This window comes from Pseudomonas sp. Leaf129, assembly GCF_001423465.1.
Lineage (GTDB): Bacteria > Pseudomonadota > Gammaproteobacteria > Pseudomonadales > Pseudomonadaceae > Aquipseudomonas > Aquipseudomonas coleopterorum.
Genome location: NZ_LMOC01000001.1, coordinates 487,121 through 504,489, shown reverse-complemented (window position 1 = coordinate 504,489; position 17,369 = coordinate 487,121). Strand labels below are relative to the sequence as shown.

Annotated in this window: 12 protein-coding genes; 9 read left to right on the top strand and 3 right to left on the bottom strand. The window is 62.8% G+C overall.

The window, feature by feature from the left end:
* Genes ASF66_RS02250 through gnd form a run of 3 tightly spaced genes read right to left on the bottom strand, consistent with a single transcriptional unit; the run spans position 1 to position 3,307 of the window.
* Entirely contained in the window at positions 1 to 828 is an 828-nt protein-coding gene (locus ASF66_RS02250) for a Cof-type HAD-IIB family hydrolase (RefSeq protein WP_056842540.1), read from the bottom strand.
* The gene (zwf, locus tag ASF66_RS02245; protein WP_056842539.1) at positions 825 to 2,333 is read right to left on the bottom strand and encodes a glucose-6-phosphate dehydrogenase; all 1,509 of its coding nucleotides are present in this window, start codon (positions 2,331 to 2,333) and stop codon (positions 825 to 827) included. The genes ASF66_RS02250 and zwf overlap by 4 nt, the downstream gene beginning before the upstream one ends.
* The gene (gene gnd, locus ASF66_RS02240; protein ID WP_049860158.1) at positions 2,330 to 3,307 is read right to left on the bottom strand and encodes a phosphogluconate dehydrogenase (NAD(+)-dependent, decarboxylating); all 978 of its coding nucleotides are present in this window, start codon (positions 3,305 to 3,307) and stop codon (positions 2,330 to 2,332) included. The genes zwf and gnd overlap by 4 nt, the downstream gene beginning before the upstream one ends.
* A gap of 638 nt (positions 3,308 to 3,945) precedes the next feature.
* Here gnd and glgA point away from each other — a divergent pair.
* From glgA to ASF66_RS02195, 9 genes are all read left to right on the top strand, one after another.
* Entirely contained in the window at positions 3,946 to 5,508 is a 1,563-nt protein-coding gene (gene glgA, locus ASF66_RS02235; protein WP_049860157.1) for a glycogen synthase GlgA, read from the top strand.
* Positions 5,509 to 5,576: 68 nt separating this feature from the next.
* On the top strand, positions 5,577 to 7,367 hold the full coding sequence (gene treZ, locus ASF66_RS02230; RefSeq protein WP_082484389.1) for a malto-oligosyltrehalose trehalohydrolase: 1,791 nt from the start codon (positions 5,577 to 5,579) through the stop codon (positions 7,365 to 7,367).
* On the top strand, positions 7,364 to 9,448 hold the full coding sequence (gene malQ, locus ASF66_RS02225) for a 4-alpha-glucanotransferase (RefSeq protein WP_056842537.1): 2,085 nt from the start codon (positions 7,364 to 7,366) through the stop codon (positions 9,446 to 9,448). Before treZ ends, malQ begins: the two co-directional genes overlap by 4 nt.
* Complete coding sequence (locus ASF66_RS02220) at positions 9,445 to 12,234, top strand: malto-oligosyltrehalose synthase (protein ID WP_056842536.1); 2,790 nt, start codon at positions 9,445 to 9,447, stop codon at positions 12,232 to 12,234. The genes malQ and ASF66_RS02220 overlap by 4 nt, the downstream gene beginning before the upstream one ends.
* A gap of 15 nt (positions 12,235 to 12,249) precedes the next feature.
* Complete coding sequence (locus ASF66_RS02215) at positions 12,250 to 12,606, top strand: DUF2934 domain-containing protein (protein ID WP_056842535.1); 357 nt, start codon at positions 12,250 to 12,252, stop codon at positions 12,604 to 12,606.
* Between the two features lie 221 nt (positions 12,607 to 12,827).
* Positions 12,828 to 14,990: a glycogen debranching protein GlgX gene (gene glgX / locus ASF66_RS02210; protein ID WP_056842534.1), complete on the top strand. Its 2,163-nt coding sequence runs from the start codon at positions 12,828 to 12,830 to the stop codon at positions 14,988 to 14,990.
* Positions 14,987 to 15,994, top strand: coding sequence for an acyl-CoA dehydrogenase family protein (locus ASF66_RS02205; protein WP_049860151.1), 1,008 nt, complete (start codon positions 14,987 to 14,989; stop codon positions 15,992 to 15,994). Before glgX ends, ASF66_RS02205 begins: the two co-directional genes overlap by 4 nt.
* Positions 15,991 to 16,749, top strand: coding sequence for a PIG-L deacetylase family protein (locus tag ASF66_RS02200; protein WP_056842533.1), 759 nt, complete (start codon positions 15,991 to 15,993; stop codon positions 16,747 to 16,749). Before ASF66_RS02205 ends, ASF66_RS02200 begins: the two co-directional genes overlap by 4 nt.
* A complete protein-coding gene (locus tag ASF66_RS02195) occupies positions 16,746 to 17,354 on the top strand; it encodes a class I SAM-dependent methyltransferase (protein WP_056842532.1) in 609 nt (202 codons plus the stop codon). Before ASF66_RS02200 ends, ASF66_RS02195 begins: the two co-directional genes overlap by 4 nt.
* Positions 17,355 to 17,369: the final 15 nt, after the last annotated feature.

Sequence of the window (17,369 nt, the reverse complement as noted above, 5' to 3'; positions counted from 1 at the left end):
TCAACGTTGCGCGCGGGGCAGGATCAGTTGGTGAATGGCCTGCGCCACGCCATCCTCGGCATTGCTGGCGGTGACCGCATCGGCCTGTTCGCGTACGACCTGCTCGCCCTGGCCCATGGCCACGGAAAACCCGGCGCGCTTGAACATGGCGACGTCGTTGCCGCCGTCGCCCAGCACGGCCGTGTTGGCCAGTTCGATGCCCAGACGCTCGGCCAATGTGGCCAAGGCTTCGCCCTTGTTGGCCAGCACCGCCGTAATGTCCAGGTAGTATCGCTGCGAGCGCGCCGCGATGGCCTTGCCGTGCAACGGCGCCTGCAACTGCTGTTCAAGGTCGATCAACAGCTGAAAGTTGCCAGAGGTGGCAACCATCTTGTGCACGCGGTCCAGATACGGCGTGAAGTCTTCGACGATCAGCGGCTCGTACCCCAGCGCGTGCAGCTCCTTGGGGAAATACTCGGCCTGGCGATCTCGCGCCAGCCACTGGTCGTCGGCGAACACCCAAACGTCCAGAGCGTGTTCGGCGAACAGCGCCAGGCAGATGTCCACGGCTTCGCGGTCGACCCAGTGGGACTGCAGCTCGCTGCCATCGGCATTGATCAGCACGCCGCCGTTGAACGCAGCGGTCGGCAAGTCGATGCCCAAGGCCTCGATCTGCTGACGCATGGCCCGCGGTGGACGGCTGCTGGCCAGGGTGAACTTTACCCCGGCCGCGCGCAGCTGCGCCACGGCCTCGATCACCGCGGGGCTCAAGCTGTGATCGGGCATCAGCAGGGTGCCGTCCATGTCGCTGAGGACCAGCTGGATAAGGTGATTCGACGAGGCACTCATCCCAGACGATGCCAGTGGTGGCCGTCGCGGGCCAGCAGATCGTCGGCCGCCTCCGGACCGTCCTCGCCCGCTGCGTAGGTAGCGATGCTGCCACCCTCGCGCCAAGCATCGAGGAACGGCTGCACCGCGCGCCAGCCGTTCTCGATGTTGTCGGCCCGCTGGAATAGGGTCTGGTCGCCGATCAGGCAGTCGTAGATCAAGGTTTCATAGCCGGTAGACGGCTGCATCTGGAAGAAGTCCTTGTAGGCGAAGCCCAGCTTGACGTTCTCCAGCTCCATGGCCGGTCCCGGGCGCTTGGCCTGCAGGTCGAACCACATGCCCTCGTCGGGCTGGATCTGGATCTTCAAGTAGTTGGATTTGAGCCTGTCCACCTCGGTGTCACGGAACTGCGCGTAGGGCGCTGGTTTGAAGCAGATGGCGATCTCGGTATCGCGCACGCTCATGCGTTTGCCGGTGCGCAGATAGAACGGCACACCCACCCAGCGCCAGTTGTCGACCATGACCTTGAGCGCCACGTAAGTTTCAGTGGTGCTCTGGGGATCGACCTTGGGTTCTTCGCGGTAACCGGGTTTGTCGCCCTGTCCCGCCGTGTACTGGCCGCGCACCGAGTTCTTCAGGGCATCGGCTTTGGACCAGGGCCGGATGGCACCGATGACCTTGGCCTTCTCGCCGCGAACCGCGTCGGCGCCGAAGGCCGCTGGCGGTTCCATGGCGATCATGGCCAGCAGCTGGAACAGGTGATTGGGCACCATGTCGCGCAGAGCGCCGGTCTGGTCGTAGAAGTTGCCACGGGTCTCGACCCCGACCGTTTCGGCCGCGGTGATCTGCACGTGGTCGATGTAGTGGTTGTTCCAGAACGCTTCGAAGATACCGTTGGAAAAGCGACTGACCAGAATGTTCTGGACGGTTTCCTTGCCCAGGTAATGATCGATGCGGTAGATCTGCTTCTCGCTCATGACGCTCAACAGACACGCATTGAGCGCTTCGGCGGAAGCCAGGTCGTGACCGAAGGGTTTTTCGATCACCACCCGGCGAAAGGCGTCGGGCTGCTCCTTGAGCAACCCGCTGCTGCCCAGTCGCTGCGCCACTTCACTGAAGAAGCGCGGCGAGGTGGCCAGGTAGAACATGGCATTGCCGGTGCCATTGACTTCGATGCGCTCGGCAATGGCCTGGTAGGTGGCCTCGTCGAGGAAGTCACCGGAAATGTAGCTGATGCGCTTGCGCAACTTGGCCCAGAGCGCCGGATCGAGCACCTTTTCCGGCTCGTCGACGCCCTTGGCCCGCGCCTGTTCGATGATGAATGCTTCGAGCTTCGCGGCGAAATCCGCGTCGCTCACCTCGTTATGGTCGACCCCGACGATGTGCAGGCCGTTGTCCAGCAGTCCGTCCCGGCTCAGGTTGTACAAGGCCGGCATCAGCAAGCGTTTGACAAGGTCGCCATGGGCGCCGAACAGAAACAGGGTTGACGGTGGAGCGGCATCTACTTTCGAGGTCGCTCTACTCATTTGGGAACCTCGACATGGCCGCCGAAGCCGAAACGCATCGCCGAGAGGATCTTGTCACCGTAGGTGGCGTCCTGGCGCGAGCGGAAGCGGGCGAACAACGCACTGGAGAGCACCGGTACCGGTACCGCCTGCTCGACCGCTGCGTCGATGGTCCAGCGACCTTCGCCACTGTCGGATACCACGCCGGAGTACTGGGTCAGCTGCTGGTCGCTGGCCAGAGCATCGGCAGTCAGGTCCAGCAGCCAGGACGAAACCACGCTGCCACGACGCCAGACTTCGGCAATGTCGGCCAGGTTCAGGTCGAAGCGCTGGTCTTCAGGCAGCTCGCTGCTGGATTTGGTCTTGAGGATGTCGAAGCCTTCGGCGAAGGCCTGCATCATGCCGTACTCGATGCCGTTGTGGATCATCTTGACGAAGTGCCCCGAGCCAGCGGGGCCTGCATGGATGTAACCACGCTCGGCACGGTCATCCGGGCTGTTGCGGTCGCGAGTGCGGGGGATGTCGCCCATGCCGGGTGCCAGGCAGTCGAACAGCGGGTCGAGGCGTTCGAAGATTTCCGGCTCGCCGCCGATCATCATGCAGTAACCACGGTCCAGGCCCCACACGCCGCCGGAGGTGCCGACGTCGACGTAGTGCAACTGGCGCGCCTTGAGGTCGCGTGCACGGCGGATGTCGTCCTTGTAGAAGGTGTTGCCGCCGTCGATGATCACATCGTCCGGCTCCAGCAGGTCAGCGAGCTGGGCGATGGTGGCTTCGGTAGGAGCGCCGGCGGGCAGCATGACCCAGACCGCGCGCGGGGTGTCCATCTTGCTCACCAGATCGGCGAGATCGGCGGCACCGGTAGCGCCCTCACCGGCCAGGCCATGCACCGAATCCTGATTGCGATCGAAGACCACCGTTTGATGACCAGCGCGCATCAGCCTTCTGGCGATGTTTCCGCCCATTCGGCCCAGCCCAATGATTCCCAGTTGCATGCGAGAGCTCCACTCTATGTTGCTTGAAAAAGATATTTCTTGAACGGTGATGTCCTGGAAGCGGGTCCGGGTATTACCGAACGAGCCTCCAAGTTAGTCCCGGACGATACCGGTAAGTTTCCGAGTATACCTTTGGTCGGTTGCGTGGCTGGCCAAAAAACTTGAATTTTTGTCGATTTCATCAAGACGCGCTTCTGGAGCGGTACACAAATCGCAATGGTTTTGTTCCAGGACCCATGAGGGTTCGCCAACAGGCTCGAGCAAGGGCCGCGAAGCCGCCAAAACGCCCACCGGACAAGGCCTGTAGTACGAGTGTGCCAATAATAATCGCCCGTCAGTCGCGCGCCCGGCCCAAAAAAATGGCGGATCTCCTACACTCAGGTCACAGGCGATCTATCGCTTGGAAATCCGATGCAAAAAACTCGAAACTTTTTGCAAATCAGACAGGTCAGGATAGGAAGCAGGTTATTTGATGTTTCTTGTCCGCCAAACCTGCTATCCCGTGAATCATTGCAGCCTGCGGCAGGAACGCCGTTGTCTGCAGCGCCTGTGCGTGTGTCAGCGGGAAGCGCTAATCGATCAGCGCTTTTTCAGAGTCAGGATCTGCCATACAAGTACGTAATGCACGGGAGAGAACAATGATCAGTGCCGCTGTCGAAAACCACGGAGAGCGTTTCAACAGGCAAGCGGCGGAACCCGCTCACTTGCAGGTTCCCACGCCTACCAGCAAAGCACTGCAGACGCCGTCCAGCGTCCACAAGCAAAAAGTTCTTTTCGTGACATCGGAGATCGCCGACCTGGTCAAGACCGGCGGCCTGGGTGACGTGTCGGCTGCGCTGCCACGTGCCATGAGCCAGGTTCACGACGTTCGTGTGCTGATTCCCGGCTACCCGCAAGTGCTCAACAGTGACAATCCGATTCATGTGGTTGGCGAATTGAGCGGCCACGCCGCCCTGCCGCCCTGCAAGATCGGTCGTATGGACATGCCCGACGGGCTCGTCATCTACGTACTGCTCTGCCCTGAGTTGTACGAGCGTGACGGCACTCCTTATGGCGCCAACAACGGTCGCGACTGGCCGGACAACCATATTCGCTTCGCCCGCCTGGGCTTGGCTGCTGCGGATATCGCAGCCGGCCAGGGCATGGTCCACTGGAAGCCCGATCTGGTTCATGCCCATGACTGGCCCGCAGGTCTGGCGCCTGCCTACATGCATTGGCGCGGGCTGAGCACACCGACTTTGTTCACCATCCACAACCTGGCCTACCAGGGTGTGTTCAGCCGTGCCTGCTGCCCTGAGTTGGGCGTGCCCAGCCATGCGATGCAGCAGGACGGCATGGAATTCTTCGGCAAGCTGTCGTTCCTCAAGGCCGGCATGGCCTATTCGAACCACATCACCACAGTGAGCGCGACCTACGCCGAAGAGATCACCACCCCGGAATTCGGCTGTGGCCTTGAAGGTTTCCTTAGCAGCAAGGCGCAGCAAGGCAAGCTGAGTGGCATTCCCAATGGCATCGACGCCAGCTGGGAATCGGCGACCGACCCGCACTTGGTGTGCCCGTTCAGCTTGAACGACTGGGAAGGCAAAGCCGTCAATGCCGCCCACGTGCGCGAGCTGTTCGAGATCGACGATTCGGACGGCCCATTGTTCGCCGTGGTCTCCCGCCTGGTCTATCAGAAAGGCCTGGACCTGACAGAAGGCGTTACCCAGTTCATCGTCGAGAACGGCGGCCAGGTGGTCATCATCGGCCGCGGCGAGCCTGAAGAAGAGCAAGCCATGCGCGAACTGGCCCTGCGTTTCCCGGGTCGCGTCGGCGTGCGCATCGGCTTCAACGAAACCGATGCTCGCCGCATGTTCGCCGGCAGCGATTTCCTGCTGATGCCTTCGCGCTATGAACCCTGCGGGCTGAGCCAGATGTATGCCCAGCGCTTCGGTTCCTTGCCAGTGGCCCGCAACACGGGCGGTCTGGCCGACACCATCGAAGACGGCGTGACGGGCTTCCTGTTCGGCGAATCGACCATCGAAAGCTATCAGGCCGCGTTGGCCCGCGCCTTCTATGTGTTCGACAAGCCTGAACTGCTGAATGCCATGCGCTGCCGCGCCATGACCCAACCGTTCAACTGGAGCGAAGCGGTCGAACCCTACGCCGACCTGTACAAGACGCTGGTGCAAGGCAGCAAGCGTTCCGCGGCTCATCGGTAACGGCAGTCACTCAATCACGACAACTCATCAATAACGGCAACTGGTCAATGACGGAAGAGGTTTCATCGATGCCTTCACGGAAAACTGAAACCTGGTCCCACGGTGCGGTAATGCAGGACTCCGGACTCACTCACTTTGCACTGTGGGCTCCGGATGCTTTCTCGGTTGGATTACAGATCGCTGATGATGAATCCTTGCCCATGGTCGCGGGCAGCGACGGGTGGTTCACCCTGGAGCACAAGTGCCCGGCGGGCACGGCCTACCGCTTCGATATCGATGGCGAGGTCGCCGTGCCGGATCCGGCGTCCCGCGCCCAGCAGGACGATGTGCACTCCCCCAGCATCGTGGTCGACCCGTTGGCCTATGAGTGGCAGAACAGCAACTGGCTGGGTCGTCCCTGGTCTCAGGCAGTCATTTACGAGCTGCACGTCGGTGCCTTGGGTGGCTACGCCGGTGTCGAGGCTCATCTGGCCCGCCTGGCCGCGCTGGGCGTCACTGCCATCGAACTGATGCCGATTGCCGAATTTCCCGGCTCGCGCAACTGGGGCTACGACGGCGTGCTGCCCTATGCGCCCGAAGCCTCCTACGGCACCCCTGAACAACTCAAGCACCTGATCGACTGCGCCCACGGCCATGGTCTGATGGTGATCCTCGATGTGGTCTACAACCACTTCGGGCCGGACGGCAATTACCTGGGCCGCTATGCCAAGGGTTTCTTCCGTCACGACAAGAAAACCCCATGGGGCGACGCCATCGACTTCCGTCGCGATGAGGTGCGCAGCTTCTTCATCGACAACGCCGCGATGTGGCTGCTCGAATACCGTTTCGACGGTCTGCGTTTCGATGCTGTGCACGCGATTCAGGATCCTACGTTCCTGCAGGAAATGGCCGGCACCTTGCGTGAGCAGGTCGGGCCGGACCGGCATGTCTGGTTGATGCTGGAAAACGAGCACAACCAGGCTCACCTGCTCGAACAGGGCTATGACGCTCAGTGGAACGACGACGGCCACAACGTGCTGCACGCAATATTGACCGGCGAAAGCGAGGCGTACTACGCCGACTTCAGCCAAGACTCCACCGAGAAGCTGGCTCGCTGCCTTAGCCAGGGCTTCATCTACCAGGGTGAAACCAATCAGAAAGGTGAAGCGCGTGGCGAGCCGAGTGGTCATCTGCCACCGAGCGCCTTCGTGCTGTTCCTGCAGAACCATGACCAGATCGGCAACCGTGCCATGGGCGAGCGGCTGAGCCTGCTGTGCAGCGAGCCTGCGCTTCGGGCAGCGACTGCACTGCTGCTGCTCTCGCCGATGATCCCCATGCTGTTCATGGGCGATGAATGGGCCGCAGACGAACCCTTCTTGTTTTTCACCGATCACCACGGCGAACTGGCGGAAGCCGTGCGCGAAGGTCGCCGTGCCGAGTTCGCTGCCTTCGACTCGTTCGCCAACGAAGAAACCCGCGCCAAGATTCCGGATCCGAACGCGGCAAGCACCTTCGAAACTTCACGCCCGGACTTTGCCGAGTTCCAATTCCGCCAGGACGGTCCTTGGGTGCAGCTGTACCGTCAGCTGTTGGCCCTGCGCCGCGACGAGATCGTACCGCGGCTTGAGGGTGCCCAGTCGCTGGGAGCCCAAGTGCTGGCCGACAAGGCCGTGACCGCCAAATGGCGTATGGGTGACGGCAGCGTGCTGCGTATCGACCTCAATCTGAGCGAGAGTGCAGTGCCTGTTCAACTGCCCACCGAACACCGGCTGTTCGACAGTCGCCTGCAACCGGACGATGCGGGGAGCACTCAAGGCTTGCCTGCCCACACGGCGCTGGTCAGCCTGGTCCCGGCGAGTGCTGCGGAGACCGCGGCATGAGCGAGCAACAGCAACTGCATGACCTCGCCGAACAGGCGGGGATCGCCGTCGACTGGACCGATGCCAACGGCAAGCCGCAAACCGTTCCCGACAGTGTCCTGCGCAAGGTGCTGCGAGGCCTCGGCCATCCAGCCGACAGCGACGATGAACTGAAAGAAAGTCTGGCGGCGTCGAGCAAGGCGGCGCAGTCGCATCGTCTGCCTCCGTTGCTGACCGTCGAGCATGGTCAGCCGCTTGATCTGGCGAAGTTCTTCGCGCCCGGTACGGCGTGTGAGGTGCATCTGGAAGACGGCAGCACGCTGTCGATCAGCCTGGACAAGCATGCCGCCCTGCCCGGTCTGCTGCCCGTTGGCTATCAGGATGTACAGATCGAGCAGCAGCGCTTCACCTTGGCTGTGGCACCGGCACGCTGCTACAGCGTCGCTGACGCCTACGGGCAGGACACCGCCCACGCTTGGGGGCTGGGCGTGCAACTCTACGCCGTGCGCCGCGCCGGCGATGGCGGCTTCGGCGACACTCAGGCGCTGGAAGCCCTGGTGCGCAGCGCCGGCGAGCGCGGTGCCGACACCTTGGCCATCAGCCCCATGCACGCCATGAGCAGCAGCGACAATACGCGCTACAGCCCTTATTCGCCGTCCAGCCGTCTGTTCCTCAACAGCCTGTACGCGGCCCCTGCCGCGGTGCTGGGTGAAGACGCGGTGCGCACGGCCATCGAGGTTGCCGGGCTGAGCGAAACCCTGCAATCGCTCGAGGCACTGCCTTTGGTCGATTGGCCGGCTGCCGCCAGCGCCAAGCAGCGCATGTTCAGGGCCTTATACAAGGGCTTCGGCGACACCGAACACGCTTTGAACGCAGATTTCAGTGCCTTTCGCCACGCCGGTGGCGAAGCATTGGAAAACCACTGCCGCTATGAAGCGCTGCAGGCCGATTTCAAGGCCCGTGACGAAAGCCTGGATTGGCGCCAATGGCCACAAGAGTGGCATGACCCGCGCGGTACCGCGGTGGCCGAGTTCGCTGCCGCCCATGCCGACGAAATCGCCTTTCATGCCTTCTGCCAGTGGTTAATCGATCGCTGCCTGGCCAAGGTGCAGAAAGCCGCCCGCGACAGCGGCATGAAGATCGGCCTGATCGCCGACCTCGCCGTGGGTGCCGATGGTGCCGGGAGCCAGGCCTGGAGTCGCCAGGACGAATTGCTCGCCGACCTCACCGTCGGCGCGCCACCGGACATTCTCAATCGCTCCGGACAGAGCTGGGGTATTTCCGCCTTTTCTCCCGAGGGCCTCAAGCGCAATGGTTTCCGGGCCTTCATCGAAATGCTGCGGGCCAATTTTGCCCACGCGGGCGGCCTGCGTATCGACCACATCATGGGCCTGCAACGCCTGTGGCTGATCCCGGCCGACGCCAAGCCCGGCGAAGGTGCGTACCTGCAGTTCCCTATCGACGACATGTTGCGCCTGCTCGCCCTCGAATCTCATCGTCACCAGGCGGTAGTGCTCGGCGAAGACCTCGGCACCGTGCCGGATGGGCTGCGCGAGAAACTGGCGGCCAGGCAGATGCTCGGCATGCGTGTGCTGCTGTTCGAGCAAAACGACGGAGAATTTACCGAACATCAAGCATGGCCGGACAATGCTTTGGCGACGTCGACCACCCACGACTTGCCCACTCTCAACGGCTGGTGGCACGGTCGCGACATCGATTGGAACCGCGACCTGGAACTGATCGACGAGCCGACCGAGAAACAATGGCGCGTGACCCGTGATCACGAGCGTCGCGCCCTGCGCCAGGTGCTCGCTCCTGAGCTGCAACACAGTGAAAGTGAAGGCATCGAGGACATCGACGCCATCATCGACGCAAGCACGCGCTTTCTCGGCCTGACCCCTGCCCCGCTGGTGCTGCTGCCAATCGACGATGCCTTGGGTATCGAAGAACAGGCCAACCTGCCGGGCACCATAGACAGTCACCCCAATTGGCGCCGCCGCTACAGCGCCCATGCCCAGAATCTTCTCGACGATGAAGACGCTGCCAGACGCCTAGAGCTGCTGGCCTGCGCCCGCCAACAAGCCAGTGAGCGTTACCGATGAAAAAAATGACGGCCAGCGTTCGGCTGCAATTGCACAAAGATTTCACCCTGGATGATGCCGCTCGCCTCGTGCCTTATTTTTCCCGGCTCGGCATCAGCCACGTTTATGCTTCGCCCATTCTCAAGGCTCGCCCGGGCTCCATGCACGGCTATGACGTGGTCGACCCGACCCAGGTCAACCCCGAGCTAGGCGGCCAGCCTGCGCTGGAGCGGCTGATCGCGGCGCTGCGCGAGCACGATATGGGCTTCATCCTCGACATCGTGTCCAACCACATGGCGGTCGGGGGCTCACATAATCCGTGGTGGCTGGATTTGCTCGAATGGGGCCGTCGCAGCCCGTATTCGGAATTCTTCGACATCCAGTGGCACTCGCCCGATCCGCTGCTCGAAGGCCAGTTGCTGTTGCCGTTTCTGGGCAGTGATTACGGTGTGGCCCTGCAGAAGGGCGAGCTGGTGCTCAAGTTCGATGCCGAACAGGGCAGTTTCTTCGTCGAGCACTACGAACATCGCTTTCCCATCTGCCCCATCGACTATCCACACATCCTGGCCGCATCCGGCAATGCGCCGGTCAGTGAGCTGGGTGCGCGTTTCGCCAATCTACATGGCAGCGACGACGCCTACGCTCAGGCCCGTGCGTTACAGGCCGAGCTGGCCAAACAGGCCGCTGGCGCGGGCTTGAGCGAAGCCATCGAGGCTTCGCTGGCACGCTTCGACTCGACCAGCGAAGAAGGCTTCAAGCGTCTGCACGAACTGCTGGAACGCCAATCCTATCGCCTTGCGAGCTGGCGCACGGCGGGCGACGACATCAACTGGCGGCGCTTCTTCGACGTCAACGAGCTTGGCGGGCTGCGTGTCGAACGCCCTGCCGTGTTCGAAGCCACCCATGCGAAGATCTTCGAGTTGATCGCAGCGGGCCTGGTGGATGGTCTGCGTATCGACCACATCGACGGCCTGGCTGATCCGCGCGGTTACTCGCGCAAACTGCGGCGTCGGGTCGAAGGCCTGTTGCAGCAACGTCCTGAATCAGCACGCATCGATCATGTGCCGATCTATGTCGAGAAGATCCTCGGCGCGGGCGAAACGCTGCACCGTGACTGGCAGGTCGACGGCACCACCGGTTATGAATTCATGAACCAGGTTTCCTTGCTCCAGCACGATCCAGCCGGCGAGCAGCCGCTGGGCGAACTCTGGAGCCGCATCAGCGGACGACCCAGCGAGTTCATCGAAGAGGCGCACGTAGCGCGCAACCTGGTGCTCAATGGCTCACTGGCCGGTGACTTCGAGTCCGTCGCCCAGGCCTTGCTGCAGGTGGCCCGAGGCGATCTGATGAGCCGCGACCTGACCCTGGGCGCCATTCGCCGGGCGCTGCAGGAGCTGATCGTGCATTTCCCGGTGTACCGCACCTACATCAACCCGTGCGGGCGTCCTGCCGAAGATGAGGCCTTCTTCCAGAAAGCCATGGAAGGTGCTCGCAGTACCTTGGGCGAAGCCGACTGGCCGGTGCTCGACTACCTGGAGCGCTGGTTGGGCGGCCAATCGTGGCGCGACCTGCCGCTGGGTCGCCCGCGCAAGCTGATCCGTCATGCCTGCGTGCGCTTCCAGCAGCTGACTTCGCCGTCGGCGGCGAAGGCCGTTGAAGACACCGCATTCTATCGCTCTGCCGTATTGCTTTCGCGCAACGACGTAGGGTTCGAGACCGAACTGTTCGCCGGTACTCCCGAAGCGTTCGACGAAGCCTGTCAGCAGCGTCTGCAGCACTTCCCCGACAACCTTTTGGCCACTGCGACTCACGACCACAAGCGCGGCGAAGATACTCGCACCCGCCTGGCCGTGCTCAGCGAGCGTGCTCCCTGGTACGTCGAGCAAGTCGAACAATGGCTCGAACTGGCCGCGCCCCTGCGCAGTGCCTTCGGCGATGGCCATGCACCGACCGGTGGCGACGAACTGATGCTGTATCAGGCATTGCTGGGCAGCTGGCCGCTGGACCTGCGCAGCGACGACGTCGATGGCCTGACCGCCTACGCCGAACGCCTGTATCAGTGGCAGCAGAAAGCGTTGCGCGAGGCCAAGCTGATCAGCAGCTGGAGCGCACCGAACGAAGCCTATGAAAAGGCTTGCCGCGAGTTCCTCGAACAGTTGCTGCTCAGCGAGCAGGGTCGCCCACTGCGCGACGCCATCGCTGCGGCCAGCCGCACCATCGCGCCCAGCGGCGCGCTGGACAGTCTGGTGCAGACGCTGCTGCGCATGACCGTGCCGGGTATTCCCGATCTGTATCAAGGCGCCGAGTACTGGGATTTCAGCCTGGTGGATCCGGACAACCGTCGCCCGGTCGACTACGCCGCGCGGGAACGCTCACTCGATGCCCGTCCTGCCGTCAGCGAGCTGTTGGAAAGCTGGCACGATGGTCGCATCAAACAGGCCATGATTCAGCGTACCCTCGAGGTCCGCGCCGCGCATCCAGCGCTGTTCCGCGAGGGCAGCTACCAGAAGCTGGACGTTTTGGGCGCTCATGCCGATCGTATCCACGCCTTTGCGCGGGTACTGGACGGCACCGCTGCAGTGGTGATCGTGCCTCGCCTGGCCAGTGGCCTTCTTGCTGATAGCAGGACGCCTCTGATCGATGCGAGCGCTTGGGGCGACACCCGTGTCGTTTTGCCATCGGCAAAATCCGGGGCTACATTGAAGGGACTTTTTTCCGAGCAGGCAGTCACAGCAGAGAAGGAATTGTTGGTAGGCACTGCGCTGAAAGAGTTTCCTGTCAATCTCTTCCTACAAAGTGAGCTGTAATTAAGGAGCGTTGAAATGAGTGCCGACGACAAACGAGTCCGCGAATTCGCCTATCAGATCTGGGAATCCGAAGGCCAGCCCGAAGGTCAGGAACAGCGTCATTGGGAAATGGCGCGAAAACTGGCCGAAGCCGAAGCGCTGGCACCGTCCAAGCCAAGCAAGGGCAAGGCACCGGCCAAGCCCAAGGCAGCGGCTCAGCCAAAGCCCAAGCCAAAGCCGAAAGCTGCCGGTGAAGCCACCGCCGCCAAGCCCAAGCCACCTGCAAAGGCCGCCGACCAAGCGACGGCTGATTCAGCTCCAAAAGCCGAAGACGACACCAAGCCGGCCGCCCCGAAAAAGCCGCGGGCGCCGAAGAAGCCTGCTGCAAAGTGATACCCGCCCGCGTACCACCTTTCCCGGGCACGCGGGCCCATTTTTCGCCGATCCAGCCTCAGGGCTGGATGGTCGCGGTTTCACGACCTCAAACGCCCGTCACTCGCACGGCGCGTCTTCCAACCCGTTGCACACCCTCGTACACCCGACTCTGAAGACACCGAAGATGCCGTGACATCTGCCTGCGCCGTACGCGTGCAAACCAAGAGCAAGGATCGACCATGAGTCCGCAAAAAAAAGCTGCACCAGCGCCAGAACCCGCCGAACCCTCGCGTATCCGTGAAGGCCTGCCCTTCCCGCTCGGCGCGACCTGGGATGGCCTGGGCGTCAACTTCGCGCTGTTTTCGGCCAATGCCACCAAGGTCGAGCTATGCATCTTCGACGCCAGCGGCGAAGAAGAGATCGAGCGCATCGAGTTGCCCGAGTACACCGACGAGATCTACCATGGCTACCTGCCCGACGCCCACCCGGGGCTGATCTACGGCTACCGTGTGCATGGTCCCTACGATCCGGAAAACGGCCACCGCTTCAACCCCAATAAACTGCTGATCGACCCGTATGCCAAGCAACTGGTCGGTGAGTTGAAGTGGTCCGAAGCCCTGTTCGGCTACACCATCGGGCATCCCGATGGTGACCTTAGTTTCGACGAGCGCGACAGTGCGCCCTTCGTGCCCAAAAGCAAGGTCATCGACCCGGCCTACACCTGGGGCCGCGACCACCGCGTCAGCGTCCCGTGGGACAAGACGATCTTCTACGAGGCCCATGTGCGCGGCCTGACCATGCAGCACCCGGCGGTGCCGGAAGCGTTGCGCGGCACCTTCGCCGGCCTCGCCGTGCCGGAAGTGGTCGACCACCTGAAAAAGCTGGGCGTCACCTCGATCGAGCTGCTGCCCATCCACGGCTTCGTCAACGACCAGCATCTGCTGCAGAAAGGCCTCAACAACTATTGGGGCTACAACAGCATTGCCTTTTTCGCCCCGCATTCGCGCTACATCGCCAGCGGCAAGATCGCCGAATTCAAGGAGATGATCGCGCACCTGCACGACGCCGGCCTGGAAGTGATTCTCGACGTGGTCTACAACCACACCGCCGAAGGCAACGAGCAAGGCCCGACCCTGTCGATGCGCGGTATCGACAACGCCTCCTACTACCGCCTGATGCCGGAGAACAAGCGCTATTACATCAATGACTCGGGCACCGGCAACACCCTGGACCTGAGCCACCCCTGCGTGCTGCAGATGGTCACCGACTCGCTGCGCTACTGGGCGTCGGAGATGCACGTCGACGGCTTCCGCTTCGACCTGGCGACCATTCTGGGGCGCTATCACGACGGCTTCTCGGAACGTCACAGCTTCCTCGTAGCCTGCCGTCAGGACCCGGTGCTGCGCACGGTCAAGCTCATCGCCGAACCGTGGGACTGCGGCCCCGGCGGCTACCAAGTGGGCGGTTTCGCACCCGGCTGGGCCGAATGGAACGATCGCTTCCGCGACACCGTGCGGGCGTTCTGGAAAGGCGACGACGGCCAGCTTGCCGACTTCGCCGCACGAATGACCGGCTCCGGCGATATGTTCAACCAGCGTGGCCGCCGCCCGTACTCCTCGGTGAATTTCATCACCGCCCACGACGGCTTCACCCTGCGCGATCTGGTGTCGTACAACGACAAGCACAACGAAGAGAACGAGGAAGACAACCAGGACGGCACCAGCAACAACGTCTCCTGGAACCACGGCGTCGAAGGCCCCAGCGATGACCCGGAAATCGTGGAACTGCGCCTGCGGCAGATGCGCAACTTCTTCACCACCCTGCTGTTCTCCCAGGGCACACCGATGATCGTCGCCGGCGACGAGTTCTCGCGGACCCAGGGCGGCAACAACAATGCCTATTGCCAGGACAGCGAGATCGGCTGGATCAACTGGGAGCTGGACGAGGAAGGCAAAGGCCTGCTGCGCTTCGTCAAGCGCCTGGTGAAACTGCGCAACAGCTATCCGATCCTGCGCCGCAACCGTTTCCTGGTGGGTGAATACAACGAAGCGATCGGCGTCAAGGACGTCACCTGGCTGGATCCATTGGGCAACGAAATGACCGCCGAGCAATGGGAAGATCCCAACGGTCGCTGCCTGGGCATGATGCTCGATGGCCGCGCGCAGCCCAGCGGCATTCGCAAGCCAGGGGCCGATGCCACCTTGCTGCTGATCGTCAACGCTCACCACGACGTGGTCAATTTCATCCTGCCTCAAGTGCCGGAAGGCGAGTACTGGAACTGTCGCATCGACACCAACCGCCCGGAGCTGGGCGAGCATGAGCGTCTGGAGTTCGGCAGCGAATTCCTGGTAACCGGTCGCTCGATGCTGATGTTCGAACTGCACCGGGACCTCGAAGAATGAAGCCAACCCTGATCGAAGCACTGACCCGCCCACCACAGGGCTACGCCGACACCGCAGCGCTGGGCAAGGAAATGCGACGCCTGTGCAGTCTGGGCCTGGACAGCCTGCCGCTGCCGGCCGGTGGCGACACGTTGCAACGTTGGCAATGCCTGGCCGCCGTGGCCGGGCATGACCTGGGCTTGTGCAAGCTGTATGAGGGGCATACCGACGCCCTGGCAATCATGCAGGAGCTACGCGCACAGTCTGTGCCGGAAGGCTCGATCTGGGGCACCTGGGCATCGGAGCCGCCCCAGGCCCGGGTGATGGTCCGGCGCGAGGGCGATCGTGCGGTGCTCAGTGGCCGCAAGGCCTGGTGTTCGGGCGCCGGTGTCGTCACTCATGGCCTGCTGACCGCCTGGGATGACGACGGCCAGCAGCAGTTGGTCGCCGTGCCGATGGATCAGCCCAACCTGTGCGTCACCGACGACGGCTGGCACGCGGTGGGCATGGCCAACACCGGCAGCGTCGAAATCCTGCTGGAAAATGCCGAAGGCTGGTATGTCGGACCGGCTGGGGGCTATCTGAGCCGACCGGGGTTCTGGCTGGGCGGGATCGGTATCGCCGCGTGCTGGTTCGGCGCTGCCCGCGAACTGGCACGCCACCTGGCCCAGCATTGTCACGCCCGTCCCGAGCCCCACGCCTTGGCCCACCTGGGCGCGGTGGATCGTGCGCTGGGCGCTTGCATCGCCGTGTTGCGCCAAGCGGCCAATGCAGCCGATCAACAGCCCGACGGCCCTTTCGAGCATTCGGCGCGGCTGTGCCGTGCGGTGGCCGAAGAGACCGCAGAAACCGTCATCAGCCACGTTGGCCGGGCCATGGGTGCCGGTCCGTACTGCAAGGATCCTCATTTCGCCCGGTTGATCGCCGATCTGCCGGTGTACCTGCGACAGAGCCATGCCGAACGCGACCTGGCCGCGCTTGGGCAATTGCTTGGCGCCCCCACGACGCGGACCTGGAGTTTATGAAAGAGAACCCTATCGTAGGCCAGGGTACGCCCCTGCAGGCTTGGCGCAGCTCCAGGCATCTGGCCGAATTGCCGCTGATCGATGCCCAGACCCTGGTCCCTGCCGGTTCACGAGCGGTAATCATCGCCCCGCACCCCGACGACGAAGTACTCGGCTGCGGCGGGCTGCTGCAATTGCTGGCGCAGTTGGAACGGCCGATCCTGATCATCTCCGTCACCGACGGCAGCGCCAGTCACCCCGGATCGCAGACCTGGACGGCCGAACGTTTGAGCGCCGTACGCCCGCAGGAGAGCAACGAGGCGCTGCGCAGACTGGGCTTGCCCCTGCACAGCCTGCAGTGGATCCGCGGCGGTTTTGCCGACAGCGGTGTGGCCCGTGACGAACAACGGCTCACGGACTTCATCCAACGCTATCTCAAGCCCAACGATGTCGTGTTCAGCACTTGGTGCAACGATGGCCACACCGACCACGAGGCCAGTGGCCGAGCGGGCGCGACGGCCGCTGCAGCGGTGGGAGCGGTTCACCATGAACTGCCGATCTGGACCTGGCATTGGGCCGCGCCCGAAGACGATCGAATTCCTTGGCAACGCGCGCGCAAGCTGCCGCTGGACAATAACATGGTGGCGCGCAAGAGCCACGCCGCCCACGCCTTTGCCAGCCAACTGGAAGGCGACCCGCAGATCGGTCTGGCACCGGTTCTTCCACCCTATGTATTGGAGCGGCTGCTGCAGCCGTTCGAGGTCGTCTTTCTATGAGCGCAGACAGCGTCGACAACCAGTATTTCGACAAGCTCTACGATGGCAACGACGACCCTTGGGCGATGCGTCATCGCTGGTACGAACGACGCAAGCGTGCCCTGCTGCTGGCCTGCCTGCCGCAGGAGCACTATGGCGCCATCTTCGAGCCAGGCTGCGCCAACGGAGAAACCAGCCTGGCCCTGTCGACCCGCTGCGACTACCTGCTCAGCTGCGACATGAACGCCCGTGCGGTCGGCCTGACCCAGGCGCGCTTGCACGAGCTGGATCATGCCCAGGCCAGGCAAGCAGCCCTGCCCGCCGACTGGCCAAGCGAACACTTCGACCTGATCGTGCTCAACGAATTGGGTTACTACCTGAATCGCACCGACTTCAGCAAGGTCATCGAACAGGTTAGGCACTCTCTCAAGCCCGGCGGCCAATTGGTGGCCTGCCACTGGCTGGCAACCATCGAAAGCGCGCCGCAGACAGCCGAGCAGGTACACGCTCAGCTACAGGCCGAACTCGGTATGCACCGGCTGTTAGAGCACAAGGAAGGCGACTTTCTGCTGGAACTGTGGGGTCTGGAACCGACCACCGTGGCACAGCACGAGGGGTTGCGCTGATTAGCGAAGACTTGG

Bases quoted from the DNA above. Each gene is read 5' to 3' on its own strand.
- ASF66_RS02250 (WP_056842540.1), bottom strand. From the start codon at position 828: ATGAGTGCCTCGTCGAATCACCTTATCCAGCTGGTCCTCAGCGACATG.
- zwf (WP_056842539.1), bottom strand. From the start codon at position 2,333: ATGAGTAGAGCGACCTCGAAAGTAGATGCCGCTCCACCGTCAACCCTG.
- gnd (WP_049860158.1), bottom strand. From the start codon at position 3,307: ATGCAACTGGGAATCATTGGGCTGGGCCGAATGGGCGGAAACATCGCC.
- glgA (WP_049860157.1), top strand. From the start codon at position 3,946: ATGATCAGTGCCGCTGTCGAAAACCACGGAGAGCGTTTCAACAGGCAA.
- treZ (WP_082484389.1), top strand. From the start codon at position 5,577: ATGCCTTCACGGAAAACTGAAACCTGGTCCCACGGTGCGGTAATGCAG.
- malQ (WP_056842537.1), top strand. From the start codon at position 7,364: ATGAGCGAGCAACAGCAACTGCATGACCTCGCCGAACAGGCGGGGATC.
- ASF66_RS02220 (WP_056842536.1), top strand. From the start codon at position 9,445: ATGAAAAAAATGACGGCCAGCGTTCGGCTGCAATTGCACAAAGATTTC.
- ASF66_RS02215 (WP_056842535.1), top strand. From the start codon at position 12,250: ATGAGTGCCGACGACAAACGAGTCCGCGAATTCGCCTATCAGATCTGG.
- glgX (WP_056842534.1), top strand. From the start codon at position 12,828: ATGAGTCCGCAAAAAAAAGCTGCACCAGCGCCAGAACCCGCCGAACCC.
- ASF66_RS02205 (WP_049860151.1), top strand. From the start codon at position 14,987: ATGAAGCCAACCCTGATCGAAGCACTGACCCGCCCACCACAGGGCTAC.
- ASF66_RS02200 (WP_056842533.1), top strand. From the start codon at position 15,991: ATGAAAGAGAACCCTATCGTAGGCCAGGGTACGCCCCTGCAGGCTTGG.
- ASF66_RS02195 (WP_056842532.1), top strand. From the start codon at position 16,746: ATGAGCGCAGACAGCGTCGACAACCAGTATTTCGACAAGCTCTACGAT.